Source organism: Psychrobacter sp. ANT206 (genome assembly GCF_056880555.1).
Window position 1 is genome coordinate 2,716,931 of the sequence record NZ_CP096271.1, and the last position, 22,599, is coordinate 2,739,529.

Annotated in this window: 16 protein-coding genes and 2 rRNA genes; 5 read left to right on the plus strand and 13 right to left on the minus strand. The window is 42.1% G+C overall.

The features are described 5' to 3' along the window. The first annotated feature begins 241 nt into the window (after positions 1 to 241). A complete protein-coding gene (locus M0221_RS11310) occupies positions 242 to 1,714 on the plus strand; it encodes a lytic murein transglycosylase (protein WP_483283860.1) in 1,473 nt (490 codons plus the stop codon). A 129-nt stretch (positions 1,715 to 1,843) separates the two neighbouring features. Here M0221_RS11310 and M0221_RS11315 read toward each other — a convergent pair whose 3' ends face one another. From M0221_RS11315 to M0221_RS11330, 4 genes are all read right to left on the minus strand, one after another. Then, the gene (locus M0221_RS11315) at positions 1,844 to 2,143 is read right to left on the minus strand and encodes a hypothetical protein (RefSeq protein ID WP_483283861.1); all 300 of its coding nucleotides are present in this window, start codon (positions 2,141 to 2,143) and stop codon (positions 1,844 to 1,846) included. 205 nt (positions 2,144 to 2,348) lie between these two features. Further along, on the minus strand, positions 2,349 to 3,377 hold the full coding sequence (locus M0221_RS11320) for a DUF4062 domain-containing protein (RefSeq protein ID WP_483283862.1): 1,029 nt from the start codon (positions 3,375 to 3,377) through the stop codon (positions 2,349 to 2,351). Between the two features lie 209 nt (positions 3,378 to 3,586). Further along, entirely contained in the window at positions 3,587 to 4,588 is a 1,002-nt protein-coding gene (gene murI / locus M0221_RS11325) for a glutamate racemase (RefSeq protein ID WP_011514559.1), read from the minus strand. A 315-nt stretch (positions 4,589 to 4,903) separates the two neighbouring features. Beyond that, the gene (locus tag M0221_RS11330) at positions 4,904 to 5,659 is read right to left on the minus strand and encodes a DUF1285 domain-containing protein (protein ID WP_011514560.1); all 756 of its coding nucleotides are present in this window, start codon (positions 5,657 to 5,659) and stop codon (positions 4,904 to 4,906) included. Positions 5,660 to 6,298: 639 nt separating this feature from the next. Between M0221_RS11330 and M0221_RS11335 the strand changes: the two genes are divergently transcribed. Then, positions 6,299 to 7,936, plus strand: coding sequence for an electron transfer flavoprotein-ubiquinone oxidoreductase (locus M0221_RS11335; RefSeq protein WP_483284786.1), 1,638 nt, complete (start codon positions 6,299 to 6,301; stop codon positions 7,934 to 7,936). A gap of 119 nt (positions 7,937 to 8,055) precedes the next feature. Here M0221_RS11335 and M0221_RS11340 read toward each other — a convergent pair whose 3' ends face one another. Then, complete coding sequence (locus M0221_RS11340; RefSeq protein ID WP_011514562.1) at positions 8,056 to 9,552, minus strand: alanine/glycine:cation symporter family protein; 1,497 nt, start codon at positions 9,550 to 9,552, stop codon at positions 8,056 to 8,058. Between the two features lie 1,074 nt (positions 9,553 to 10,626). On the opposite strand from M0221_RS11340, the gene M0221_RS11345 reads away from it, so the two are divergent. The 3 genes from M0221_RS11345 (at position 10,627) to M0221_RS11355 (ending at position 13,599) form a co-directional block, all read left to right on the plus strand. Then, a complete protein-coding gene (locus M0221_RS11345; protein WP_011514563.1) occupies positions 10,627 to 10,887 on the plus strand; it encodes a DUF4212 domain-containing protein in 261 nt (86 codons plus the stop codon). Between the two features lie 4 nt (positions 10,888 to 10,891). Then, positions 10,892 to 12,760 (plus strand): sodium:solute symporter family protein, encoded by a 1,869-nt coding sequence (locus tag M0221_RS11350; protein ID WP_011514564.1) that lies wholly within the window; start codon positions 10,892 to 10,894, stop codon positions 12,758 to 12,760. Positions 12,761 to 13,053: 293 nt separating this feature from the next. Then, the gene (locus M0221_RS11355; protein WP_011514565.1) at positions 13,054 to 13,599 is read left to right on the plus strand and encodes a hypothetical protein; all 546 of its coding nucleotides are present in this window, start codon (positions 13,054 to 13,056) and stop codon (positions 13,597 to 13,599) included. A gap of 90 nt (positions 13,600 to 13,689) precedes the next feature. Here the strand turns inward: M0221_RS11355 and M0221_RS11360 are convergent, their stop codons facing one another. The 8 genes from M0221_RS11360 to M0221_RS11395 form a co-directional block, all read right to left on the minus strand. Next, complete coding sequence (locus tag M0221_RS11360; RefSeq protein WP_011514566.1) at positions 13,690 to 14,295, minus strand: rhomboid family intramembrane serine protease; 606 nt, start codon at positions 14,293 to 14,295, stop codon at positions 13,690 to 13,692. A 36-nt stretch (positions 14,296 to 14,331) separates the two neighbouring features. After that, positions 14,332 to 15,384 carry a 5'-nucleotidase gene (locus M0221_RS11365; protein ID WP_011514567.1) on the minus strand — a complete coding sequence of 351 codons (1,053 nt, stop codon included), beginning with the start codon at positions 15,382 to 15,384 and terminating at the stop codon, positions 14,332 to 14,334. 165 nt (positions 15,385 to 15,549) lie between these two features. Next, the gene (locus M0221_RS11370; RefSeq protein WP_041753268.1) at positions 15,550 to 15,768 is read right to left on the minus strand and encodes a dodecin family protein; all 219 of its coding nucleotides are present in this window, start codon (positions 15,766 to 15,768) and stop codon (positions 15,550 to 15,552) included. 144 nt (positions 15,769 to 15,912) lie between these two features. Next, the gene (locus tag M0221_RS11375) at positions 15,913 to 17,202 is read right to left on the minus strand and encodes a TRAP transporter large permease (protein ID WP_011514569.1); all 1,290 of its coding nucleotides are present in this window, start codon (positions 17,200 to 17,202) and stop codon (positions 15,913 to 15,915) included. Continuing rightward, the gene (locus tag M0221_RS11380; RefSeq protein WP_011514570.1) at positions 17,199 to 17,726 is read right to left on the minus strand and encodes a TRAP transporter small permease; all 528 of its coding nucleotides are present in this window, start codon (positions 17,724 to 17,726) and stop codon (positions 17,199 to 17,201) included. The genes M0221_RS11375 and M0221_RS11380 overlap by 4 nt, the downstream gene beginning before the upstream one ends. Positions 17,727 to 17,742: 16 nt before the next feature. Further along, complete coding sequence (locus M0221_RS11385; RefSeq protein WP_011514571.1) at positions 17,743 to 18,801, minus strand: TRAP transporter substrate-binding protein; 1,059 nt, start codon at positions 18,799 to 18,801, stop codon at positions 17,743 to 17,745. Between the two features lie 321 nt (positions 18,802 to 19,122). Further along, positions 19,123 to 19,236, minus strand: a 5S ribosomal RNA gene (gene rrf, locus M0221_RS11390). A 180-nt stretch (positions 19,237 to 19,416) separates the two neighbouring features. Further along, positions 19,417 to 22,278 (minus strand): 23S ribosomal RNA (locus M0221_RS11395). Positions 22,279 to 22,599: the final 321 nt, after the last annotated feature.

Below are 22,599 nucleotides of genomic sequence, written 5' to 3' on the forward strand. Positions count from 1 at the left end.
ACCCACATTAAAACCAAAGACTTTCCTAAAATTATGTAATGCTATATTTTTCTAAAACCCTATCCTAACCTCACGCCAACGTCAGCTTATAGTAACCGAGTGCTACGATACCTTTTCTTTACTATTGAGATTGGTTACTCTAAGTAAAATCGACTTTTAATCGCTTTATTTTACTTTCTAATAACTAATTTCTAGTAACTGTTTTTTTTAACAGCTACTTCGACGCTTATAGGATATTTTTATGCGCTTGAATCACTTATCCACCTTATCTTTATTGACGGCAGCGATTGGCTTAAGTCTTGCCAGCACCGCTCAAGCTGCCAAGCCAGACGCCCCAAACTTGTCTAATGCTCAGTTTCAGCAGTGTCTAGATGGTCTAAAAAACTCTAGCAAATTTCGTGATGTTGATAGCTATACCTTTAATAACTATCGTCCCAGTGAGCCTGACCCTAGTGTTATTCAATCGCTAAACTATCAACCTGAATTTCAAAAAGACGTTTGGGATTATTTGTCATCACTTGTTGATACCGAACGCGTAGAAGATGGTATCCGTGCCAAGCGTCAATGGGCGGATACGTTACGTAAAATTGAATCGCGCTATGGCGTTAAAGCCGAGCACGTATTAGGCGTTTGGGGCGTAGAGTCTAACTTTGGGCAGACATTGGGCAAAAAACCTTTGTTTGAATCTTTAGCGACCCTATCTTGCTTTGATCGCCGCCAAAGCTATTTCCAAGGCGAATATGCCAATGCACTAAAAATCGTCCAAAACGGTGATATTGCGCCAAGCGACATGACTGGCTCATGGGCAGGCGCGTTTGGTCAGACGCAGTTTATGCCAAGTACATTTTTAGAGTTGGCAGTCGATTTCGATGGCGATGGTCGCCGCGACTTGGTCAATAGCGTCCCCGATGCCCTTGCCTCTACGGCAAACTTCTTAGATAAACGTGGCTACCGTTCAGGCGAAGCATGGGGTTATGAGGTAAAACTGCCAAGTGGATTTTGGGCAGCGTCTAACCGTAAAGATAAAAAATCAATGAGCCACTGGCGTAATCAAGGTTTAACCCTTGCTAATGGCAGCCCACTGCCTTCTGACTTGAGTAGTGCTGGATTATTATTACCAGCAGGTCCTGACGGCCCTGCATTCTTAGTCGGTAAAAACTTTGATACATTCTATTCTTATAATGCCTCAGAAAGCTATGCACTGGCGATTGCCCATTTATCAGATTTGATTACTCGCGAGAGTAGCAGTAAAACTGACTTTATCACGGCATGGCCAACTGACGATCCTGGTATAGGTCGCCAAGAATCCAGAGCGATTCAGCAAGCATTATTAAATGCAGGATATGATATCGGCGCCGTCGATGGCATTATCGGTGATAATACTCGTACTGCTATCCAGCAGTACCAGTCTAGTCGTGGCATTTTTCCAGCTGATGGACGTGCAGGGCAGAAATTCTATCGTGCCATCGTTGGTAATACGGCGCCTAATACTTTGCAATACGGCAATCCATATAACCAGCCAACAAACAGTCGTCCTTTAAACCCCGCGTCTGCTGATCGTATGGGACAATTGATTCAACAGCAAAATACCACACCTAATAGCTACTCGCAGCGTACAGCGATCAGCCCATCAAACTCAAGCACAACGCGATATCGCCGTGTAACGGGTGCTGATGGTACTATAAAACTGGTACGTATTGATGAAGGCTCTTGATTACGTAATGTCTTTTAAGTATTAATAAAAATAAAAAGCCACGCTAATTAGCGTGGCTTTTTGATCATGTCAGTTCTGACACTCTTTATGACTTGTCACAGTTTACATGATATATCTAATTTTTAGACATTAAACGATAGGTGGTGGATTCGGTTTACCATTGTCACCATCCCAATTTTCACGAGCTTTATCATCTAAATCTGCTGGCGTCTTAGGCTCCCATTTGCCATTTTCTTTCCACGTGGCATTACCCCAATCTGCATCCTCTTCCTTTCTATCCAATTCCTTATAGACTTTGGTCGGATCGATACCGCGGCGCTTCATATCTGCTACTTGCTCTTCTAACGTATGAAACTGACTTGCCTCATGCATGGTTTGCTCTAAGCTATCCAACTCACTTTTTAACGCGTCATTTTTAGCATTACTCATTATTTGTTCTCCTTAATTGCTCAGTATTATTATGTGTTCATCTTGATCATTATTACGAGTATCAAAGGGATTCACAACGAGTACCACGTATACTTTGTATTACAAAACGTAGCCATTAGCAAGAAACGTGTTAGTCAATCATGATTTGTATGAGGTTCTAAGATTGGTAGCAACGATAATGACTGATAATAGCGAAGGCGATAATTTAGCTAGTGGCGATTGATATAGCAGGATTTTCTATCGATGGCTTTTTTGCATCAAGTAAACTTTTTGCATAAAAAGTCAGCTTCCAAAGCTCCTGTGTGACCCGTGTTCCATAGGTAGTTAGCTGTATCCAATTAGCAGCAACCAATTGCCGCTGTAGATGATTGAGATCATCTTGAGAGATTTGACAACGTGCTACAGCATGGACATTTGGCATCTCGCGCTTGATATCGATCTCAGCTCGCGCAGCGATTAAGCGGTTGATACCACTTTGTAGACCATAGCTTGAAAAAGTAGCTGGCATTTTTATCAGAGTGATTAATACGTCTTGCCATGCCAATACCATTGGTCTTGTCACATCGGTTAAATTACCACCCTCATAAGCTTGGGCTTTATAGTGAATCTCAAAGGTCTCTGTCAATACGATTGGCTTACTGACATTATCGTCCATACTCTGACTAGGGACGACAGTAGTCTCTTGCCCTGTCACTCTATTGTTTGTTAAAGTAGCCGCTAGAGTCTCAGATACTGAAGGTTTGTTAGTCTTCATCGCCTCTTCATCAACCCTGATCCATCCCGCAGCTATATTATGGCTAGCAACCATTTTGTAATAGGCTTGGATAAGCAATTGCTCGATGTCGTTTTCTGTCTCGTAATAATAAATCTTATCCGTTTTTGACGTTACTGCACTGGTAAATTCTTGCAACTGTCTACTGATATTGGCACCGTTATGGTGTTTCTTTATTAGTATCAGTAAAGGTTTGAGCTTCGCTTTAGCATTGAGATAGCTCAAATGCATTTGACTAACACCGTTATTTTGCGTCGTACCGTAGCTATCGCCAATGACCATCAAAGCATAATCACAAGCATCAATACACTGACGCCCATATAACGAAGCTTTGGGTAATCTACTGGAAGCATCATAGGTTAAAAAGGCACGGCCTTGAAAAAATATCGCAATACTATCCAATACCAATAACTGGTCGTTATCAGCGCATACAATATGAATATGGTAGCGACGGTTTGGCACGATCACCTCTAATCTCTATTAGCTGGTCGAAAAAGATACGTTCTCAGAGTTCTCAGAAAAATTATAATAACAAGCAATTAAAATATTCTGTTTGGTAAATACAAGCCTAGCATAATATTGCTAGAATACGTTTACTTTATTTCCAATTCCATTAATATACTACGGGATTATAACAGCTGTATCGAAATTAATCCTAGGAGCCCCTAAGGCTAATACTCAAAATGAGGATGGTATTGTAAATGCGTTTGCTCGCCAAGTAAGCGTGATAGCAGCAAATCCATATGCTTATCGTATTTGGTCGCATAAAATATCAACGGTGGCTTAATCTGATTGTCACTCAAACTGGCATCTAAAACACCATTTCTATCTAATCCATCTATAGGCAATGCTGACAAATTATTGGCGATCAACAATTGCTTAACGCGCTCTGCAATTGCTTGACCTGAATCAACCACTTGCATTGATAGTCTTTGCGATTCAATTGCTTGCATCACAAAATCTTTAAAGAATGGATAATGTGTACAGCCTAATACCAGCTGGTCTACCCCATCCTTTGCGAACACTTGCAATTGCTGACGAAGATTTTGCGCCGTTTCACTGTTTTCCGGCATACCTGATTCTACCCAAGGCACAAGTTGCGGGTCAAAATATTTGGTCACTCTGGTTGCACTTGGACTGGCTATCGTAGCAATGACATCGTTTAGGAGTTTACCGTTTAGAGTCGCTTTGGTTGCTAGTACCGCCACATGACCACTTTTACTGGCCAATACCGCAGGTTTCAATGCTGGTACCAAACCCACGATGGGTAGCTGCGGATAATGGCACCTTGCTGTCTGCAACGCATAGGCTGAAGCACTATTACACGCAATGACAATAAGCTTGCAGCCTTGCTGATATAGCCACTCTACTGCCGTCAATGTGAATGTTTTAATATCATCACTATCTCGATTGCCATAGGGCACATTCAGGGTATCAGCATAGTAAATATAACGTTCATTGGGCAGTTGCTGGGCTAAATGGAGATAAACAGACAAGCCACCAATACCGGAATCAAATAAGCCAATAGGCGCGCTACGGTCTGGATCTGCCTTTGTCCCTTTATTATGATTGTATATCAGACTATCGACCATCGCTTCTTCAGCAGTGTTATTATCAGAAATTATTAAGTAAGTATTAACTGTGTTAGTAACAGCACTTGCGGCAACTTTCATATTATTTCACCGCCATTTTGATAAAAATACTGTCATACCGACCCTACTAATAAATTTAACCAATATTACTTTCGATAATATAGTCAATTCCAAATAAAACAGATACGTTATGTTTCAACGCAGTACTGGTATAAATTTTTCTGGCGTGCTGTGCCTACGCCTACAGAGGCTGCGTAAAATTCATCCCAGTCCTACTGTATCGCTTTAATACTGAATTCACTATAGACCCATAAATAAAAAGGGCTATAAGATAGATAACAAGATTTGCTCAAGATCAATAGCAATCACTGCCTAATTATAGCTCATTATTGACCGTTAAATAGATGTCATCGTCAATGTATAAGCATGACCCCCACTTTGCAGGGTTAGCGTGGTTTTATCATCTTGCTCTGTCAATTCGCCAATCTCGGTTAGATGATAAAATACATTGCGACCAATAAGTGCCGTCAATCCATTTCGAACCAGCATATAAGGACGCATTTGTACCTCAGATGTTAATTGTTGGTTTTCCTCTCCGTGACTATTATGAACAGCATCCATATCATTAGAGTGATCATTTCTATTTTCATTACCCTCTACATTAACAGAGTCATAAGGACGTAAAAAAATAGGATGCTCATCATCTAAGCGTACGACATCACCCGTTGTCGTGGTAAATTCAAGCCAACTATTAGTGTCTTCGTTGACGATACCGACATCATTGATTAGTAATGGCGCATCTTCCACTTGGATACGCAATTTCTGTACGGGCGTCTTTAGAAAATACTCAGTCACGCCTTCTTTTTCTTCTTTCCATAAGATAGTGGCAAACAGACTGACTAATGACTCTCGGGTCATGTGTCCGCCTTCATGCCACCACTCGCCATTGGCTTTGATGACCAAGTCCATATCATCAATTTGTTCAGGATGCCAACTTTCTAGTGGCGGTATGGCACGTCCTTCACGTGTCCCTGCCACAGACTTTAAATATTGGCTCAAATTGTCTATAGTATTTAGCTCAGACAGCTTGTCATTAGAGGTTTCAGCATCTTTTACAGTCGTGGCATCGATATCTTTATTATTATCTGTCATCGTACAATCCTTCACGTAGTAATCAAAGTTTGGCAAATCTGTTATTACTATAAATTTTAGTTTCGGGTATGATAAGACAATATCGTCATTGTACCCCCACCGTCTTAATCTTACCTTAACACTGATGTTGTGAAATGCGTATCGTGTTTGTGGGACTTTTCTTTTATAATAAGTAACGATTTTTTATTTGAACTAGTCTGGTGGGCGTTGTACTAACGACACATTTTACGTTATGTTTTGAAGGTTTTTAAAAACACTTTCATCGTAACGTCGTCAACTGATACCGTAAAGACCCTTTTTATCGGGCAGCCATATGTCTGAGTAAAGTTAGCGCCACAAGCCTTATTATTCAATTGTTAAGCTAATGATGCCCTGAGATAAGCCACTACAAGTTTAGGAGTAGGTATGCAAGAGCAAGACAATCAATCGCCAGTTATTGATGGTGATACTGTAAATATCGACACGCCAATCGTGACAGACACAGCAAATTCAGAGCCAACAGTGGTGACACCAGAAGTGCTCGCTGAAGAAACGCCCGTTATTGTAGATACGCAAGCCGTTGAGCCAGTTGCTGAAACGGTCGTTGTCGACAAAGCGCCAGAACCTGTTGCAGCAGAGCCTGAAGTAGAACGTGAGTCAATGGAATTTGATGTCATTATCGTTGGTGGTGGACCTGCCGGACTTTCAGCTGCCATCCGTCTACGCCAGCTTGCCATCGCAGCAGGTAACGATGAGTTCATGGTTTGTGTGGTCGAAAAAGGCTCGGAATTTGGCGCTCATACTCTCTCTGGTGCGGTCATGGAAACACGCGCTTTGGATGAGTTGATTCCAGATTGGAAAGAAAAAGGCGCACCGCTAAACGTTCCTGCAATTGAAGATCGCGTCTATATGCTGGGTTCAGCGACCAAATCTATCAAATTAATGGATTCGGTCATTCCTGCCAGCATGCATAACCAAGGCAACTATATTGTCTCATTAGGCAACGTCGTTCGTTGGTTGGCTCAACAAGCTGAAGAGCTAGAAGTCATGATGTTCCCAGGCTTCCCCGCTGATGAAATCTTATATAATGATGATGGTTCAGTTAAAGGCGTATTGACAGGCGACATGGGTGTGGCTGCCAGTGGCGAAGCGAAACATAGCTTTGAGCCAGGTTATGAGCTGCTTGCTAAATATACTATATTTACCGAAGGTAGCCGTGGTCACTTAGGCAAGCGCTTGATCAGTCGTTTTAATCTTGATAAAGACTGTGACCCTCAACACTATGGTATTGGTCTAAAAGAGCTATGGGATATTGATCCTGCTAAGCATGAAGAAGGTGTGGTCATGCATGGTTCAGGTTGGCCTTTAACTGATACGGGTTCAACTGGAGGCTGGTGGTTGTATTTCGCTGAAAACAATCAAGTAAGCTTTGGTCTTGTTATTGATCTCTCCTATTCTAATCCATATATGTCACCATTTGATGAGATGCAGCGTCTAAAACTACATCCGCTTATTCGTAATGTTCTAGAAGGCGGTAAACGTATATCTTACGGCGCACGCTCGTTAACTAAAGGCGGTTTAAACTCCTTGCCAAAATTCACCTTCCCAGGTGGTGTATTAGCTGGTGATGACGCAGGTTTCTTAAATCCTGCCAAAATCAAAGGTACCCATACTTCAATGAAGTCAGGGATGCTAGCGGCTGAGGCAATTTTCGAAGCCTTGCAAGAAGGTCGTCAACATGATGAAGTGCTGGCTTATACTACGATGTTTGAAGAGTCTTGGTTGTATAAAGACAACTATGAAGCACGTAACTTTGCTCCTGCTATGCACCGTATGGGTCAATGGATGGGCGGCGCGTTTACCTTTTTAGAGCAAAATCTGATGGGCGGCAAAATGCCTTTGACCATTCATGACAATAAAAAAGATTATGATCAGCTTGAGCGTGCGGCTCATGCCTATCAGCCAACCTATGCAAAACCGGACGGCAAATTGGTATTTGATAAATTATCGTCAGTATTTATCTCAAATACCAACCATACTGAAGATCAACCAGTACATTTAAAGTTAACTGATCCAACAGTGCCTGTCACTATCAACTTACCACTTTATTCTGAGCCAGCGCGTTTATACTGCCCAGCTGGTGTTTATGAGATTGTAAAAGACGCGGAAGGTGCTAAATTTGTCATCAATGCGCAAAACTGTGTCCATTGCAAAACTTGTGATATTAAAGACCCTTCACAGAACATCACGTGGGTAACGCCAGAAGGCGGCGGCGGTCCTAACTATCCAAACATGTAGATTGTTATTTATATATTGTTTAGATGGTTATTATTTAAAATAAGCTGCAAAAAAATCGCCCTCAGAAGGGCGATTTTTTGTTATAAGTAGATTTAATCGCTTATATCTAGGATTTCAGCTTAATCTGTCCACGCATCACGATTGGCTTCATCTTTTAATTTCACAAAATCATCAGGATTAAACTTGATTTGATCAGCAGTTTTGCCCTCTTTAATCTGACGCTCATAGTCACGTAATATTCTAAGCGCTACTGGCGACAAGATGATAATAGCCACTAAGTTGACCAATGCCATCAGACCCATGGATAAATCGGCAAAGTTCCAAATAGCTGGCAGGCTGGCGACAGCACCGATAAATACCATGCCCAAGACCATAAAGCGGAATATCATAATCATCACTTTGGCATTTTTCTCACCAGAGATAAATTCAAGATTCGATTCACCATAGCTATAGTTTGCAATGATAGAGGTGAATGAGAAAAAGAAGATGGCAATCGCGACGAAAATTACACCCATATCACCTACATATTGCGACAATGCTAGCTGTGTTAATTGAATACCTTCTTGCTCAACACTAGGATCAACCACGCCAGAGAGAATAATAATTGAAGCTGTCGCTGTACAGATAACTAATGTGTCCAAAAACACACCCAACATTTGCATAAAACCTTGCACTGCCGGATGATCAGGATGGCTTTTTGCAGTCGCTGCAGCATTAGGTGCTGAACCCATACCTGCTTCGTTCGAAAACAGACCACGCTTAATACCATTAATCATCGCTTGCGCAATACCATAACCAATCACACCGCCTGCTGCTTGTTCAAAGCCAAATGCTGACTTTACAATCAAAGCAATTGCCGCTGGAAATTCGCTAAAATTGGTCAAGATGACATAGAGTGCCAGCAGAATATAAAGAATCGCCATCACTGGTACAACTTTGCCAGCAATACGGGCAACAGAGCGTAATCCACCAAATACTACTGGTGCGACTAGCACTACTAATATCAAGCCGGTCATCCAAGTTGGAATACCAAACGCCTCATTAGTCGCCTGTGCAATGGTATTGGATTGCACACCATTGAACGCCAAGCCAAAAGCGACCAGCAAACATAGCGAGAAAAATACGGCAAGCCAGCGTTTACCCAAACCCTTTTCGATATAGTAAGCCGGTCCACCGCGATAAACATTATCGTTATGCGGTACTTTGTATGCTTGCGCAAGGGTTGACTCGATAAAGCTGGTCGACATACCCACAATCGCTGTCATCCACATCCAAAATACAGCACCCGGTCCACCCAAATAGATGGCAATTGCCACCCCTGCTAGATTCCCCGTCCCTACTCGCGCAGCAAGTGATGTCATCAGTGCTTCAAATGAGCTAATACCACCATCTTTACGCCCTTGATTTGATACTCGTAATAACTGCCACATATGACCGAAATGACGAAACTGGATAAAGCGGGTCGCCACGGTAAAATATAGACCTGCACCAATTAAGACGAACATCAGCAGTCCATACCATGGATTGCTGGCAATCAACCAATCATTATTACCCCAAATGATACTCACACCATAGTTTACGATGCTATTAAACCAACCTGCTACGCCTTCGTTCATACTATATCCCCTTCACTAACATTCTATACTTTTAGCATATGTTATAAATTGATGTAACTAATGGCTTTTTATGATGTTTCGTTCTCTCTTTGCTTATTGATCATCATTACCTATTTGAGCAATAAAATGACAAGGAAATCACGTATATCATATGGCAGGTATTTTAACTGACTATAGACAATTTAGCTGTTTTTATGCTTTTTTTTAATTATTGATTATTTATAAACTTTTGCTTAGTAATAAGCTAATAGGAATAAAATAATAATTATTATTTATAGTTTATGAAAAAATTTTATACCTAATCAATAGTTATGATATTGAAATTATATTGATGTCATACTTATTCATAATAAAAATAGTTATTTATATAACCGTTATTTTTAAAATAAATGCCATTTTTTGGTTTTATCAATTAATCTAATGAACATAACAAATCCTTAATACAACTAAGGTCTTAGTATACTATTGTCTCAGAGTTATGATATCTATTGGCTTCTACTAACATAAGTTAGTTATAGTTTCTACAAGACACATATTTAGTTACATAAAGTAAATAAAATTTATTTATTGTTAAATAAGTCAATATTGTATATATTCCTAATAAGTTTATAAAAGCTGCTTGCAATACTTATCGGCATGAATGTATTTCTAATTATTAAAATAATGTCATCGGGAAGATGATAATAATAAGACAGAGGATTGTCAGCGAATACCGACCCCTCCCTCTTTACACATCATTATTTCCATATAATAAATTTAATCGACTGTCTCAATATCTATTGTTGAATGATTAGATTTTGAGCAACTAACCTCGACTCTTATCCTTTAACTTTTATAACAGTCATATCGAGTAATTTATCCTCGGTGTCTGTATCGTTTACACTGGAAAAGTTGGTTCATATTTTAATAATGTTGGGTTACTTATCTTGATTGATCGCTCTGCTTTAGTCTTTCATCTACCGTTTTTATGGTTGTAAGACACTGTTTTCACAATAAGATAAACACTAAAGCACAGGGACTTGTCAGACTCAGATCAGTGACCTTGTTTTTATGTTAGGCAAAAGGAGTTGTCCTATGGAGAACCACAACGATTCATCAGGTTATTGGCGCGCCAATCTCCGTCTCATTAAAGTCAGCCTCGTCATTTGGGCTTTAGTCTCTTATGGTTTTGGCATCTTGCTACGTCCATTATTGTCAGGTATTAGAATAGGTGGTACTGATATAAGCTTTTGGTTTGCACAACAAGGTGCTCTTATCGTATTTATCGCCCTCATCTTTTTCTATGCATGGCGCATGAATAAACTAGATAAACAATATGGCGTAGACGAGGAATAGCCCTATGAGTCAATTTACGATTAATATCATTTTTGTAGGTCTGTCCTTCGCTTTATACTTCGGTATCGCTTGGTGGGCACGTGCAGGTTCGACCAGTGAGTTTTATGTTGCTGGCGGCGGTGTACATCCTGTTGTTAACGGTATGGCAACCGCCGCTGACTGGATGAGTGCAGCGTCATTTATCTCGATGGCTGGTATTATCGCCACTGGCGGTTATGCAGCATCAACTTATTTAATGGGTTGGACGGGTGGTTATGTTCTACTCGCCATGCTCCTAGCACCTTACCTACGTAAATTCGGTAAATTCACGGTTCCTGATTTTATCGGTGACCGTTTTTATTCTAAAACCGCTGCTATGATCGCAGTCGTCTGTTTGATTATTGCATCAACCACTTATGTTATCGGTCAGATGACCGGTGCTGGTGTGGCATTCTCACGCTTCTTAGAAGTTGACAGTACCACTGGTCTGATTATTGCGGCTGTTGTTGTATTCTTTTACGCCGTACTTGGTGGTATGAAAGGGATTACCTACACGCAGGTTGCGCAGTATGTGGTTCTTATGATTGCCTATACGATTCCTGCCGTCTTTATCTCACTTGAGTTGACGGGTAACCCAATTCCAGGTCTTGGTTTGTTCTCAAACCATGTTGAATCAGGCATTCCTATCCTAACCAAGCTTGACCAAATCGTCGTCGATTTAGGCTTTACCGCTTATACCGCTGACGTACCGAACAAGCTAAATATGGTGCTATTTACTTTATCACTGATGATTGGTACCGCGGGTCTACCTCACGTTATTATTCGCTTTTTCACGGTTCCTAAAGTTGCGGATGCGCGTTGGACAGCTGGTTGGACGTTGGTATTTATCGCGCTCCTATACTTCACTGCCCCAGCAGTAGGTGCAATGGCGCGTCTAAATCTAATCAATACTGTTTATCCACAAGGTGTTGACGCTCCTGCTATCGAATATGATCAACGTCCAGATTGGATGAGAACATGGGAAGAAACCGGTCTTATTAAGTATAACGATCTAAATAACGACGGTCGTATCCAGTTGTATAGTGATAGTGGACTTGGTGCAGCAGAGCTAGCATTGGCTGCCGCTACTACTGATGGCGGCGATGTTGCTGCTGCAACGACTACTGTTGAAAAAGCAAAAGCTGAACATGCTTTAGAGCGTGATGGTGTGTTTGTTGATAGAGGTTGGGCAGGTAACGAGCTTGATGTCAACGCTGACATCTTAGTATTGGCTAACCCAGAAATCGCACAGCTACCAGGTTGGGTTATTGGTCTTATCGCCGCAGGTGGTTTGGCAGCAGCGCTATCTACAGCAGCTGGTCTACTACTCGCCATCTCATCAGCGATCAGTCATGATTTGATTAAACGGAACCTTAATCCAAATATCACTGATGCAGGCGAGCTAAAAGTCGCACGTATCACGATGGCTGTTGCGCTTGTGGTTGCTACCTACTTAGGTATTAATCCACCAGGATTTGCTGCACAGGTCGTTGCATTGGCCTTTGGTATTGCTGGTGCCTCACTTTTCCCTGCATTGATGATGGGTATTTTCTCTAAACGTATTAACAACCTTGGCGCCATCGCTGGTATGCTCACAGGTCTAATTAGTATCTTAGTTTATATCTTCATCTTTAAAGGCTGGTTCTTCGTTACAGGTACAGCAAACTTCCCTGATACTGAAGAGTACTGGTTGTTTGGTATCTCACCATTATCATTTGGTGTGATTGGTGCCTTGCTTAACTTTATCGTAGCATTCGCAGTGTCTTATGCGACTGCGCCACCACCAGCACACATTCAAGAATTGGTTGAAAGTGTACGTTCTCCACGTGGCGCTGGTGCTGCAGTAGATCACTAAGCTTCGATACAAGCTAGCAAATGAAGTGCAAATGACGTATGATTTTTTACAATAACATATCACTCACAGGCAGCAGCTGCTTGTGAGTGATTTTTTTATCCCAATCTGATCATGGGATATTTTTTACATACTATTCGTCCAATCATGATAATTTTATTAACCCCTCTTAAAAGTAAAAATAATGAGAAAGTTAAGCATAAGCGCCATAATAAATGTGCTTAAAAAGGCTGTACACATGATTTTATTTTTAATAATTGATATGAAATGCGCTGATTGCGTTAAGGAAAAGTCTTATGCTTTTTGAGTTTATCGCAACCATAGCGGCTGGGTTTGGTCTAGCTGGGATAGCACTAGTTATCACTCACCTCAGCAAACTTGCAGGTAAGAAAGCGCCAAGATGGCTTATTCCATTATTTGGTGCGATAGGTATTTTTGGCTTCCAAATAAGTCAAGAATATAGCTGGTTTGGTCAACAGCTTGCACAGCTTCCTGAAGGCGTTCATGTCGTCAAAAAAGTTGAAGAAGGTACGTGGTTTCGTCCGTGGTCGTACGTTAAACCACAGACGTTACGCTTTATAGCGGCTGATAGCGGACACGCTCGTGCTAACGCTGATAACCCAGAGGTTTACTTGGTCAATCTGTATTTGTTTGAGAGACGTAGAAGTGTACAGCAAGTACCGCAAGTGATCGACTGTGCCGCCCCTGCTCGTGCAGACTATGTATTACAAGAAAAAGACAGTAAGATGAGTATCGATGAGCATGTGAAACAAACGACTGCTTGGCGTCCATTAGAAAAAAATGATCCGCTATATATCAATGTTTGTATTAATAAAAAATAACTCAATCATTGAAGCCACTGTTAGCTGACTTATCGTTATCTTTATGAATTATTGAACAGTCTGTCTAAATATATTTGCCGAAAAATAAGGCTAATAACGATTATTCACTTTCGTATAAGCATGTTTAGAATTGGCACCCAACAACAATCCGGCGCATAGACCACCAAAATGCGCCGCAAATGAGATACCTTGCTGCGGTATCAAACCTTGTTTGATAGTCAGCCAATAACCCGTACCCATCACAATACAGGCAAGTAAATAGCCCCAACGCCTAGCGAACACTGCCCCACCTATCATAAACCCAAGCATCGCAAAACACAGCCCTGAAGCGCCGATATGAATCGTCAGTGGCGAAGCTATTATCCAAGTCATTATACCTGAGGCGATGATAAGCTTAAGAATAGTACGATAAGCGTTATTCTCAAATAAACCAAATAAGAACAAAATCTGCATCAGTGTCAGCGAATTTCCCACTAGATGTGAGAAATTACTATGCATCGTCCATGAGGCAAATACCCCTATCATACTGCCAATATCCAATGTTCTTGGTACGATACCGAAAATATTCCATAGACCAAAAAATACGGTGTCATTAAGAAAAAACATCACCCACATTGGTATCAGTACAAAAGCATATAGACCAAATACTTGCTTAATGCGTACGATTACAAGCGTTGCCAATTGCTGCCACTTCATCTACTGTTTTATCCTTTTTATCTTGTTAAACGCATGTTAATGACTGGTAGATAAAATCGTCGTTTCTACGGGTTTAAAAGATAGCGATGACGCATCTTTATTGGCAGTTAATATACTACTGGCGTGTAATAGTGAGGTTGAATGATAAGGCACGAGCGCCGTTGGTACAAAGCTACGAGCCGCATCGATATGCTTAACTGAATCATCAAAGAAAATATGCGGCGCAAATGTTTTAAGTACTGAAGTCTTTTCAAGCCCTCCCAAAAAAAACGCCATATCAATATCTACGCCCCAATTACGCAATGTTTTTATCGCTCGTAAGTCAGCTGGGGCATTGCGAGCCGTCACCAAGGCTATTTTCATCGGACAAGAATGCAGGCTTGCTGGCAGACGCTCTTGCATTTTGGACAGCTTAATCAATAACTCTGCATAAGGGCCTTTTTCTATCGGTAAATCGCGCATTTTGGCTTCACGGTCATGAAACGCTTGCAACCCTTTTTGCTTATAAAGCAGCTCGCCTGAATCATCAAATAACACTGCATCACCATCGAAGGCAATACGCAACTGCTTGGTATCCAACTCATAAGTATTGACTGGCGTGGCATCTAATATCGCACAAGCACAGATATCAGCATCTGCAACCTGCTGCGCATCTTCAAGATTGGTCGTCAAAAACAAATCTACATTAAAATCTTTGATATAAGGTGCAATAGGGCTGCCAGATATAAATGCTGAGCGCGAAATGGTTAACCCATGTTCACGTATTGCATTTAGGACTTGAATACCTGTATCAGGGCTACTTTTTGAGACAATGACCACTTCTACCAAGGGTGCATTGACACCGTCATTCTTATTATCACAATCATGACAATAATGATTTAAATTCAATAGTGCTTTAATCAGCGGATAACCTGCGCCAATAGTCAACGGTTCATTTTCACGCTCAGTCATATAGTTGCGGAACTCTTTAACGGCATCGTGGGGACGCTGCTGTAAAAGCGATATGAGATGATTCTCAGACTCTGACAAATCAAATAAAGCGGTTGCAGAAATCGCGACTATGAGCGTGTTACTAAAATCGACAGCCATAAATGTTTACTTCTATTCTAAATATTCAAAATGGTAGCGTTTTATTTTACTACATATTTAGGCAAGCCGTGTGGCTACTCCTGCTAATCACAACAATCCTCAATATTTTTTTTTATGACAAAAAAAAGACTGCAATCGCAGTCTTTTTTAGGTTTCAATCAACACTTAGCTAATATCAGTACCATCATTAATAACAAAGCTTACAATCATAATGACATGATATTTACTGATTTTTCCATCAGTAACCCCTACTTTTTGCTCTTTTATCCAAGCGCCTTCAACATTGTTGACGGTCTTAGAAATCCGCTCAATACCTTGTTGAATAGCATCTTCAAAACTGCTTTCAGAGGTACTACTGATCTCGATATTCTTAGCAATAGTCATAGTATTTCTCGCATCCATGTGATTCTAAAATGAGTGTTTTAAGACAAGCTTATCGTAGAGATGCTACTTCAAAACGATGTCTCTCAATTATTCTAGCGTTATACATAGTACGCAACAATGCTCCAGTGTTATTTTATGTAGGAATTAACTTAGTAGCACTAAAGATATCGCTGGGAACGCGACCAAAATGACTAAGCGAATCAAGTCAGAGACAATAAAAGGCATCACCCCCTTGAACATATCGGACAGCTTAATATGTGGTGCCATTGCCTTAATCACAAAGATATTCATACCCATAGGCGGTGTAATGAGTCCGAGCTCTACGGTTAATACTGCAATAATACCAAACCAAACCGGATCATAACCTAACGCAACAATGATTGGGAACACTACCGGAATCGTAATCACCAGCATCGCTAGGGCATCCATGAACAAGCCTAACAGAAAGTACATAATCAAAATGCAGATCAATACTATCATTGGGCTAACTGCCAATGTACCAATCCACGTCGCCAAACTATAAGACAAGCGCGATACTGAGATAAAGTAGCCGAGTGCTTCAGCACCAAGTAACATAAAGAAGACCACCGCAGAGAGGGCAAGCGTCTCAATTAATGATTGCTTAAGCCCCATCATTCGCATGCCTTTGGCAAAAGCATAAGCCCAAGAGACAAACGCCCCAACTGCAGCGCCTTCTGTTGGGGTAAATAGCCCAAAGAAAATACCCGCGATAATCACGATGAAGATAAAGCTAAAGGGAATAAGACCTGTCAAAGAGATTAGCTTTTGTTTCCAAGAAGTAGGCTCCCCACGTTGTGCTAAATGTGGCTTCCAGCGTACCATGATCATAACAGTGATTGAGTACATCACCATGCCGAGCATACCCGGTAAGAAGCCAGCGATAAACATATCACCAACTGACTGCTGGGTTAGGATGGCATAAACCAGCAGTGCAATACTGGGCGGAATCATGATTCCCAAAGTACCACCAGCGGCTAAAATACCGCAGGCAAAGCCTGGCTGATAACCGTACTTCTCCATTTGTGGCAATGCTACTTTGGTCATGGTAGACGCTGTCGCCAATGATGACCCTGAAATGGATGCAAAGATACCCGATGAACCAATACCAGCAATACCTAGACTACCCCTAACGCCACCAAAGATAGTTCGAGTAGCATCAAATAACTTCCCTGCCATACCAGAATGAGAAGCAAAGACACCCATAAGTATGAACAATGGAATAGCACTAAAATCATATTTCGCTAAAACATCAACGGGTAAGTCTTTGAGCATCTGCACCGCACCAATCGGTGCTGTCACGGCACCAAAGCCAACCAAACCAACACCAAGCATCGCAAGCGCAACAGGAACACGCAGCATGACCATCGCAATCATACATAACAAACCAATGGCACCAATAATTTCTGGACTCATGCGCCTGTCTCCTCAGCGTCAAAGAACTCGCCTGTTTTAAAGATGTTGATGGATTCGATCAATGAGCGAATGGCAAGTAAAACGCTTAAGAAGGCACTAATAGCGTAAATGGGCATCATAGATATTCGAAGGTCTTGGGTGACTTTTCCGTACTCTATTGCATCAAAAGCGCTTTCATAGAGACCCCATGCGAACACGATACCAATGATAAAGAACCCCATCATAAAGGTGCCCATCATGTAACCTTTAACGGCTTTTGACATCTTTTGTGTGAATACATCGACAATAATTTGTGAGCGTTCAACAAAAGCAGCAAAAGCACCAAGTAAAGCAAAGAGCATAAAGTAAGAGACAATCTCAACACTGCCTTTGACCGTAAATCCAAACTCACCACCGGTGAGCTTGAATACATAGCGGGCAATAACATCTAGCATGGTGGTCAGTACAATGATAATGAGACTGATACCACCAATGAATTGACATAACCTTGAAATGAGGATGCTCAGTTTAACTAAAAATACCATGCGAAACTCCTTTAGGTTAGACCTTACAGGCTGCACTGGCGGCTTTTGCTTTAGCATAAACGCCCTCTGCATCTAGACCTAGCGCTTTAACATCAGCAAGATATTTATTGGTGCCTTTCTCAAGCGGTCCTTTCCAGTTAGGATCATTTAATGGATCAGGGATTTCAACGATTTCATCACCTTTTTTCCTAGCTGCTTCTATTGCCATATCATCATGTTTATCAAATACTTCACCAACCTTATTGGCAAGCGCCATACCTGAATTTTTATCCAGTACCTTTTTCAAATCATCCGGTAAACTCTCATATTTATCTTTATTCATAGTCACCATAAGCGCTGAACTATAAAAAGGAATATTGGTATGGTATTTGGTAATTTCGTCAATTTTAAAGGCGGTAACAGCTTCCCATGGAAAACTTAAACCATCAACGACGCCGCGTTGTAAAGAGGTATACATGTCATTGGCAGGCAAACCGACTGGTGAGGCACCCGCACTTTCAATAATGTCGCCAGCGACGGCAGAAGGACGGCGAATACGCATACCCTTCATATCTTCAGGTGTGCGAATTAATTTGTTCGTTGTATGCAACGCACCCGGTCCAGCACCATACATAAACAACATATGCGTATCTTCATATTCACCAGCTAAAGTACCATCTTCATATAGAGTTTGGAGCATACAACCCATCTGAGTCGCTGAGTTTGATAAACCAGGAAGCTCAGTAATCTGAGTTAAAGGAAAGCGACCATTGGTATAGCCGTGTGCTTGTGAGCCAATATCTATCGTGCCTTTGGCAGCAGATTCATAAGTAACGTCTGCTTTAGCAAGACCAGCTGAAGGATATAACTCTACTTTTAAACGACCATTAGAATCTGCTTCTATTTGCTTAGCCCAAGGTTCAAAGACCTCTGTACTGATAGATGAGGTTGCTGGCCAAAAATGAGAAAAGCGCAATGTGGTTGTTTCTTGAGAAGTTGCTGCAGAAGCATCAGTACTATCAGAAGCTTGATTAGAACAACCTAGAAGGCTAATAGCTGCTAATGCACCTATTGAAAAAAGAGGAGCTAACTTCATTATCAATTCCTTTTGATAACCATGGATAGGGTATGAGTATTTACTAATAAGTTAATTATAAGGTCAATTTCCGTATAGACTCTATAAATGCTTTTAATTAACTAAAGTTGAAATACTCTTTAAAATTAGCAGCTATAACGATATAAGTCAAATCATTTTAAATGAGTAACAAGTAATATATTGAATATAAGGTATAGCGATTTTCATAACAGAAAAAGCTTATTTGAGCCTTTCAGCTACAAATAAATCCTCTTATTTCCAAACGTTACACGAAAGAAAACCCCCAACGAATTAACGTTGGGGGTTTATCTAGGAATAGAGAGCTGACGATGACCTACTCTCACATGGGCGAACCACACTACCATTGGCGCGACGATGTTTCACTTCTGAGTTCGGGAAGGGATCAGGTGGTTCCATCGTGCTATTGTCGTCAGCAAAGGGGGTTAGATATGAGTCTGTTATTATTGTTTTGACGTCAAGATATTATCTATTGGTCGACCAACTTGTAACCTAACTGAATCAAGGTTAAAGGTGATATCGAAATTATATATTCTATAGCCTAGGCTATACAAGATAGATTAATTAGAGCTTTCATACAAACCACTTGGGTGTTGTATGGTCAAGCCAAACGAGCAATTAGTACAGGTTAGCTACATGCATCGCTGCACTTCCACACCCTGCCTATCAACGTCGTAGTCTTCAACGGCTCTTTAGGGAAATCTAATCTTGAGGTGGGCTTCTCGCTTAGATGCTTTCAGCGATTATCCCATCCGAACGTAGCTACCGGGCAATGCCACTGGCGTGACAACCCGAACACCAGAGGTTCGTCCACTCTGGTCCTCTCGTACTAGGAGCAGATCCTCTCAAATTTCCAACGCCCACGGTAGATAGGGACCGAACTGTCTCACGACGTTCTAAACCCAGCTCGCGTACCTCTTTAAATGGCGAACAGCCATACCCTTAGGACCTGCTTCAGCCCTAGGATGAGATGAGCCGACATCGAGGTGCCAAACACCGCCGTCGATATGAACTCTTGGGCGGTATCAGCCTGTTATCCCCAGAGTACCTTTTATCCGTTGAGCGATGGCCCTTCCATACAGAACCACCGGATCACTAAGACCTACTTTCGTACCTGCTCGACTTGTGGGTCTCGCAGTTAAGCGCGCTTTTGCCTTTATACTCTACGACCGATTTCCGACCGGTCTGAGCGCACCTTCGTACTCCTCCGTTACTCTTTAGGAGGAGACCGCCCCAGTCAAACTACCCACCATACATTGTCCTCGGTATTGTTATACCTGAGTTAGAACCCCAACATGACCAGGGTGGTATTTCAAGATTGGCTCCACAAACACTAGCGTGTCTGCTTCAAAGCCTCCCACCTATCCTGCACAAGTCAGGTCAAAGTTCAATGTAAAGCTGTAGTAAAGGTTCACGGGGTCTTTCCGTCTAGCCGCGGGTACACAGCATCTTCACTGCGATTTCGATTTCACTGAGTCTCTGCTGGAGACAGCGCTGCCATCATTATGTCATTCGTGCAGGTCGGAACTTACCCGACAAGGAATTTCGCTACCTTAGGACCGTTATAGTTACGGCCGCCGTTTACTGGGGCTTCGATCAAGAGCTTCGCTTACGCTAACCCCATCAATTAACCTTCCAGCACCGGGCAGACATCACACCCTATACGTCCACTTTCGTGTTTGCAGAGTGCTGTGTTTTTAATAAACAGTTGCAGCAGCCTGGTATCTGCGACTGCCAACAGCTCAAGGAGCAAGTCCTATCACCATCGGCAGCGTACCTTCTCCCGAAGTTACGGTACCATTTTGCCTAGTTCCTTCAGCAGAGTTCTCTCAAGCGCCTTGGTATTCTCTACCTGATCACCTGTGTCGGTTTAGGGTACGATTCGTTTATAACTATTGCTTAGAAGCTTTTCCTGGAAGCATGGTATTTGCCACTTCGCTGTACAAGTACAGCTTGCTATCAGATCTCAGCATAGTGACAGTCCGGATTTGCCTAAACTGTCTGCCTACATCCTTTCACCTGGACAACCAACGCCAGGCTGACATAACCTACTCCGTCCCTCCATCGCATTATAAACAAGTATCGGAATATTAACCGATTTCCCATCGACTACGCCTTTCGGCCTCGCCTTAGGGGTCGACTCACCCAGCCCCGATTAACGTTGGACTGGAACCCTTGATCTTCCGGCGTGCGAGCTTTTCACTCGCATTATCGTTACTCACGTCAGCATTCGCTCTTGTGATACCTCCAGCATGCCTTACGACACACCTTCACAGGCTTACACAACGCTCCCCTACCACTTGAAAACAAATTCAAATCCGCAGCTTCGGCTCCTAGTTTGAGCCCCGTTACATCTTCCGCGCGGGCCGACTCGACTAGTGAGCTATTACGCTTTCTTTAAAGGATGGCTGCTTCTAAGCCAACCTCCTAGCTGTCTATGCCTTCCCACCTCGTTTCCCACTTAACTAGGAATTTGGGGCCTTAGCTGGCGGTCTGGGTTGTTTCCCTCTCCACAATGGACGTTAGCACCCACTGTGTGTCTCCCGGATATCACTCATCGGTATTCGGAGTTTGCATCGGTTTGGTAAGTCGGTATGACCCCCTAGCCGAAACAGTGCTCTACCCCCAATGGTGTTCGTCCGAGGCGCTACCTAAATAGCTTTCGGGGAGAACCAGCTATCACCGAGTTTGATTAGCCTTTCACCCCTATCCACAAGTCATCCCCTAGCTTTTCAACGATAGTGGGTTCGGTCCTCCGGTGCCTGTTACGGCACTTTCAACCTGCTCATGGATAGATCACTCGGTTTCGGGTCTATGCCCTGCAACTAAACGCCCTATTAAGACTCGGTTTCCCTACGGCTCCCCTAAACGGTTAACCTTGCTACAGAACATAAGTCGCTGACCCATTATACAAAAGGTACGCGGTCACCCTAATAAATTAAGGCTCCCACTGCTTGTACGCACACGGTTTCAGGTTCTATTTCACTCCCCTCACAGGGGTTCTTTTCGCCTTTCCCTCACGGTACTGGTTCACTATCGGTCAGTCAGGAGTATTTAGCCTTGGAGGATGGTCCCCCCATCTTCAAACAGGATTTCTCGTGTCCCGCCCTACTTAATATGTTAACGCTAATGTTTCGAATACAGGACTATCACCTACTACGGTCAGCTTTCCCACGCTGTTCTTCTACATTAGCATTAATCGGCTTCTCCCCGTTCGCTCGCCGCTACTTGGGGAATCTCATTTGATGTCTTTTCCTAAGGGTACTGAGATGTTTCACTTCCCCTCGTTTGCCTCTTGTACAAGTACAAGATACCTACCTTATGGTAGGTGGGTTTCCCCATTCAGAAATCTCCGGATCACAGGATATTGCCGCCTCCCCGAAGCTTATCGCAGGCTGTCACGTCTTTCATCGCCTCTGACTGCCAAGGCATCCACCATGTGCGCTTCATTACTTGACCATACAACCCCAAGTAGTCTTTCTCTATAAATAGAGTTAGATTTCTAAGTGTTATATAAGTCTAATTATGATAACGATATCACCTAATTTTATACGCTTGATTCAGTTCTCTTTACTTTTTTAATAACTCACTACTGGGATAACAACTGATGTCGTTAAGTAGTGAGTTATTAAGGTTAGAAACAACGCGTGAACACGTGTTCCTAACCCAGACTCATATCTATGTTTTTAAATAGTCTCTGTGCTCTCGTCGAGTCACAGATTCTGTATAAAACAGAAAGAAGTAATCTTGCCTTTGTTAAGACGAATCACTTGTTTCTAT

What these genes read in the sequence shown, in the direction of transcription:
- M0221_RS11370 (WP_041753268.1), bottom strand. Translation starts at nt 15,768, where the DNA reads ATGACTATTGCTAAGAATATCGAGATCAGTAGTACCTCTGAAAGCAGT.
- M0221_RS11375 (WP_011514569.1), bottom strand. Translation starts at nt 17,202, where the DNA reads ATGAGTCCAGAAATTATTGGTGCCATTGGTTTGTTATGTATGATTGCG.
- M0221_RS11345 (WP_011514563.1), top strand. Translation starts at nt 10,627, where the DNA reads ATGGAGAACCACAACGATTCATCAGGTTATTGGCGCGCCAATCTCCGT.
- M0221_RS11310 (WP_483283860.1), top strand. Translation starts at nt 242, where the DNA reads ATGCGCTTGAATCACTTATCCACCTTATCTTTATTGACGGCAGCGATT.
- M0221_RS11350 (WP_011514564.1), top strand. Translation starts at nt 10,892, where the DNA reads ATGAGTCAATTTACGATTAATATCATTTTTGTAGGTCTGTCCTTCGCT.
- M0221_RS11355 (WP_011514565.1), top strand. Translation starts at nt 13,054, where the DNA reads ATGCTTTTTGAGTTTATCGCAACCATAGCGGCTGGGTTTGGTCTAGCT.
- M0221_RS11360 (WP_011514566.1), bottom strand. Translation starts at nt 14,295, where the DNA reads ATGAAGTGGCAGCAATTGGCAACGCTTGTAATCGTACGCATTAAGCAA.
- M0221_RS11385 (WP_011514571.1), bottom strand. Translation starts at nt 18,801, where the DNA reads ATGAAGTTAGCTCCTCTTTTTTCAATAGGTGCATTAGCAGCTATTAGC.
- M0221_RS11365 (WP_011514567.1), bottom strand. Translation starts at nt 15,384, where the DNA reads ATGGCTGTCGATTTTAGTAACACGCTCATAGTCGCGATTTCTGCAACC.
- M0221_RS11330 (WP_011514560.1), bottom strand. Translation starts at nt 5,659, where the DNA reads ATGACAGATAATAATAAAGATATCGATGCCACGACTGTAAAAGATGCT.
- murI (WP_011514559.1), bottom strand. Translation starts at nt 4,588, where the DNA reads ATGAAAGTTGCCGCAAGTGCTGTTACTAACACAGTTAATACTTACTTA.
- M0221_RS11380 (WP_011514570.1), bottom strand. Translation starts at nt 17,726, where the DNA reads ATGGTATTTTTAGTTAAACTGAGCATCCTCATTTCAAGGTTATGTCAA.
- M0221_RS11340 (WP_011514562.1), bottom strand. Translation starts at nt 9,552, where the DNA reads ATGAACGAAGGCGTAGCAGGTTGGTTTAATAGCATCGTAAACTATGGT.
- M0221_RS11335 (WP_483284786.1), top strand. Translation starts at nt 6,299, where the DNA reads ATGGAATTTGATGTCATTATCGTTGGTGGTGGACCTGCCGGACTTTCA.
- M0221_RS11315 (WP_483283861.1), bottom strand. Translation starts at nt 2,143, where the DNA reads ATGAGTAATGCTAAAAATGACGCGTTAAAAAGTGAGTTGGATAGCTTA.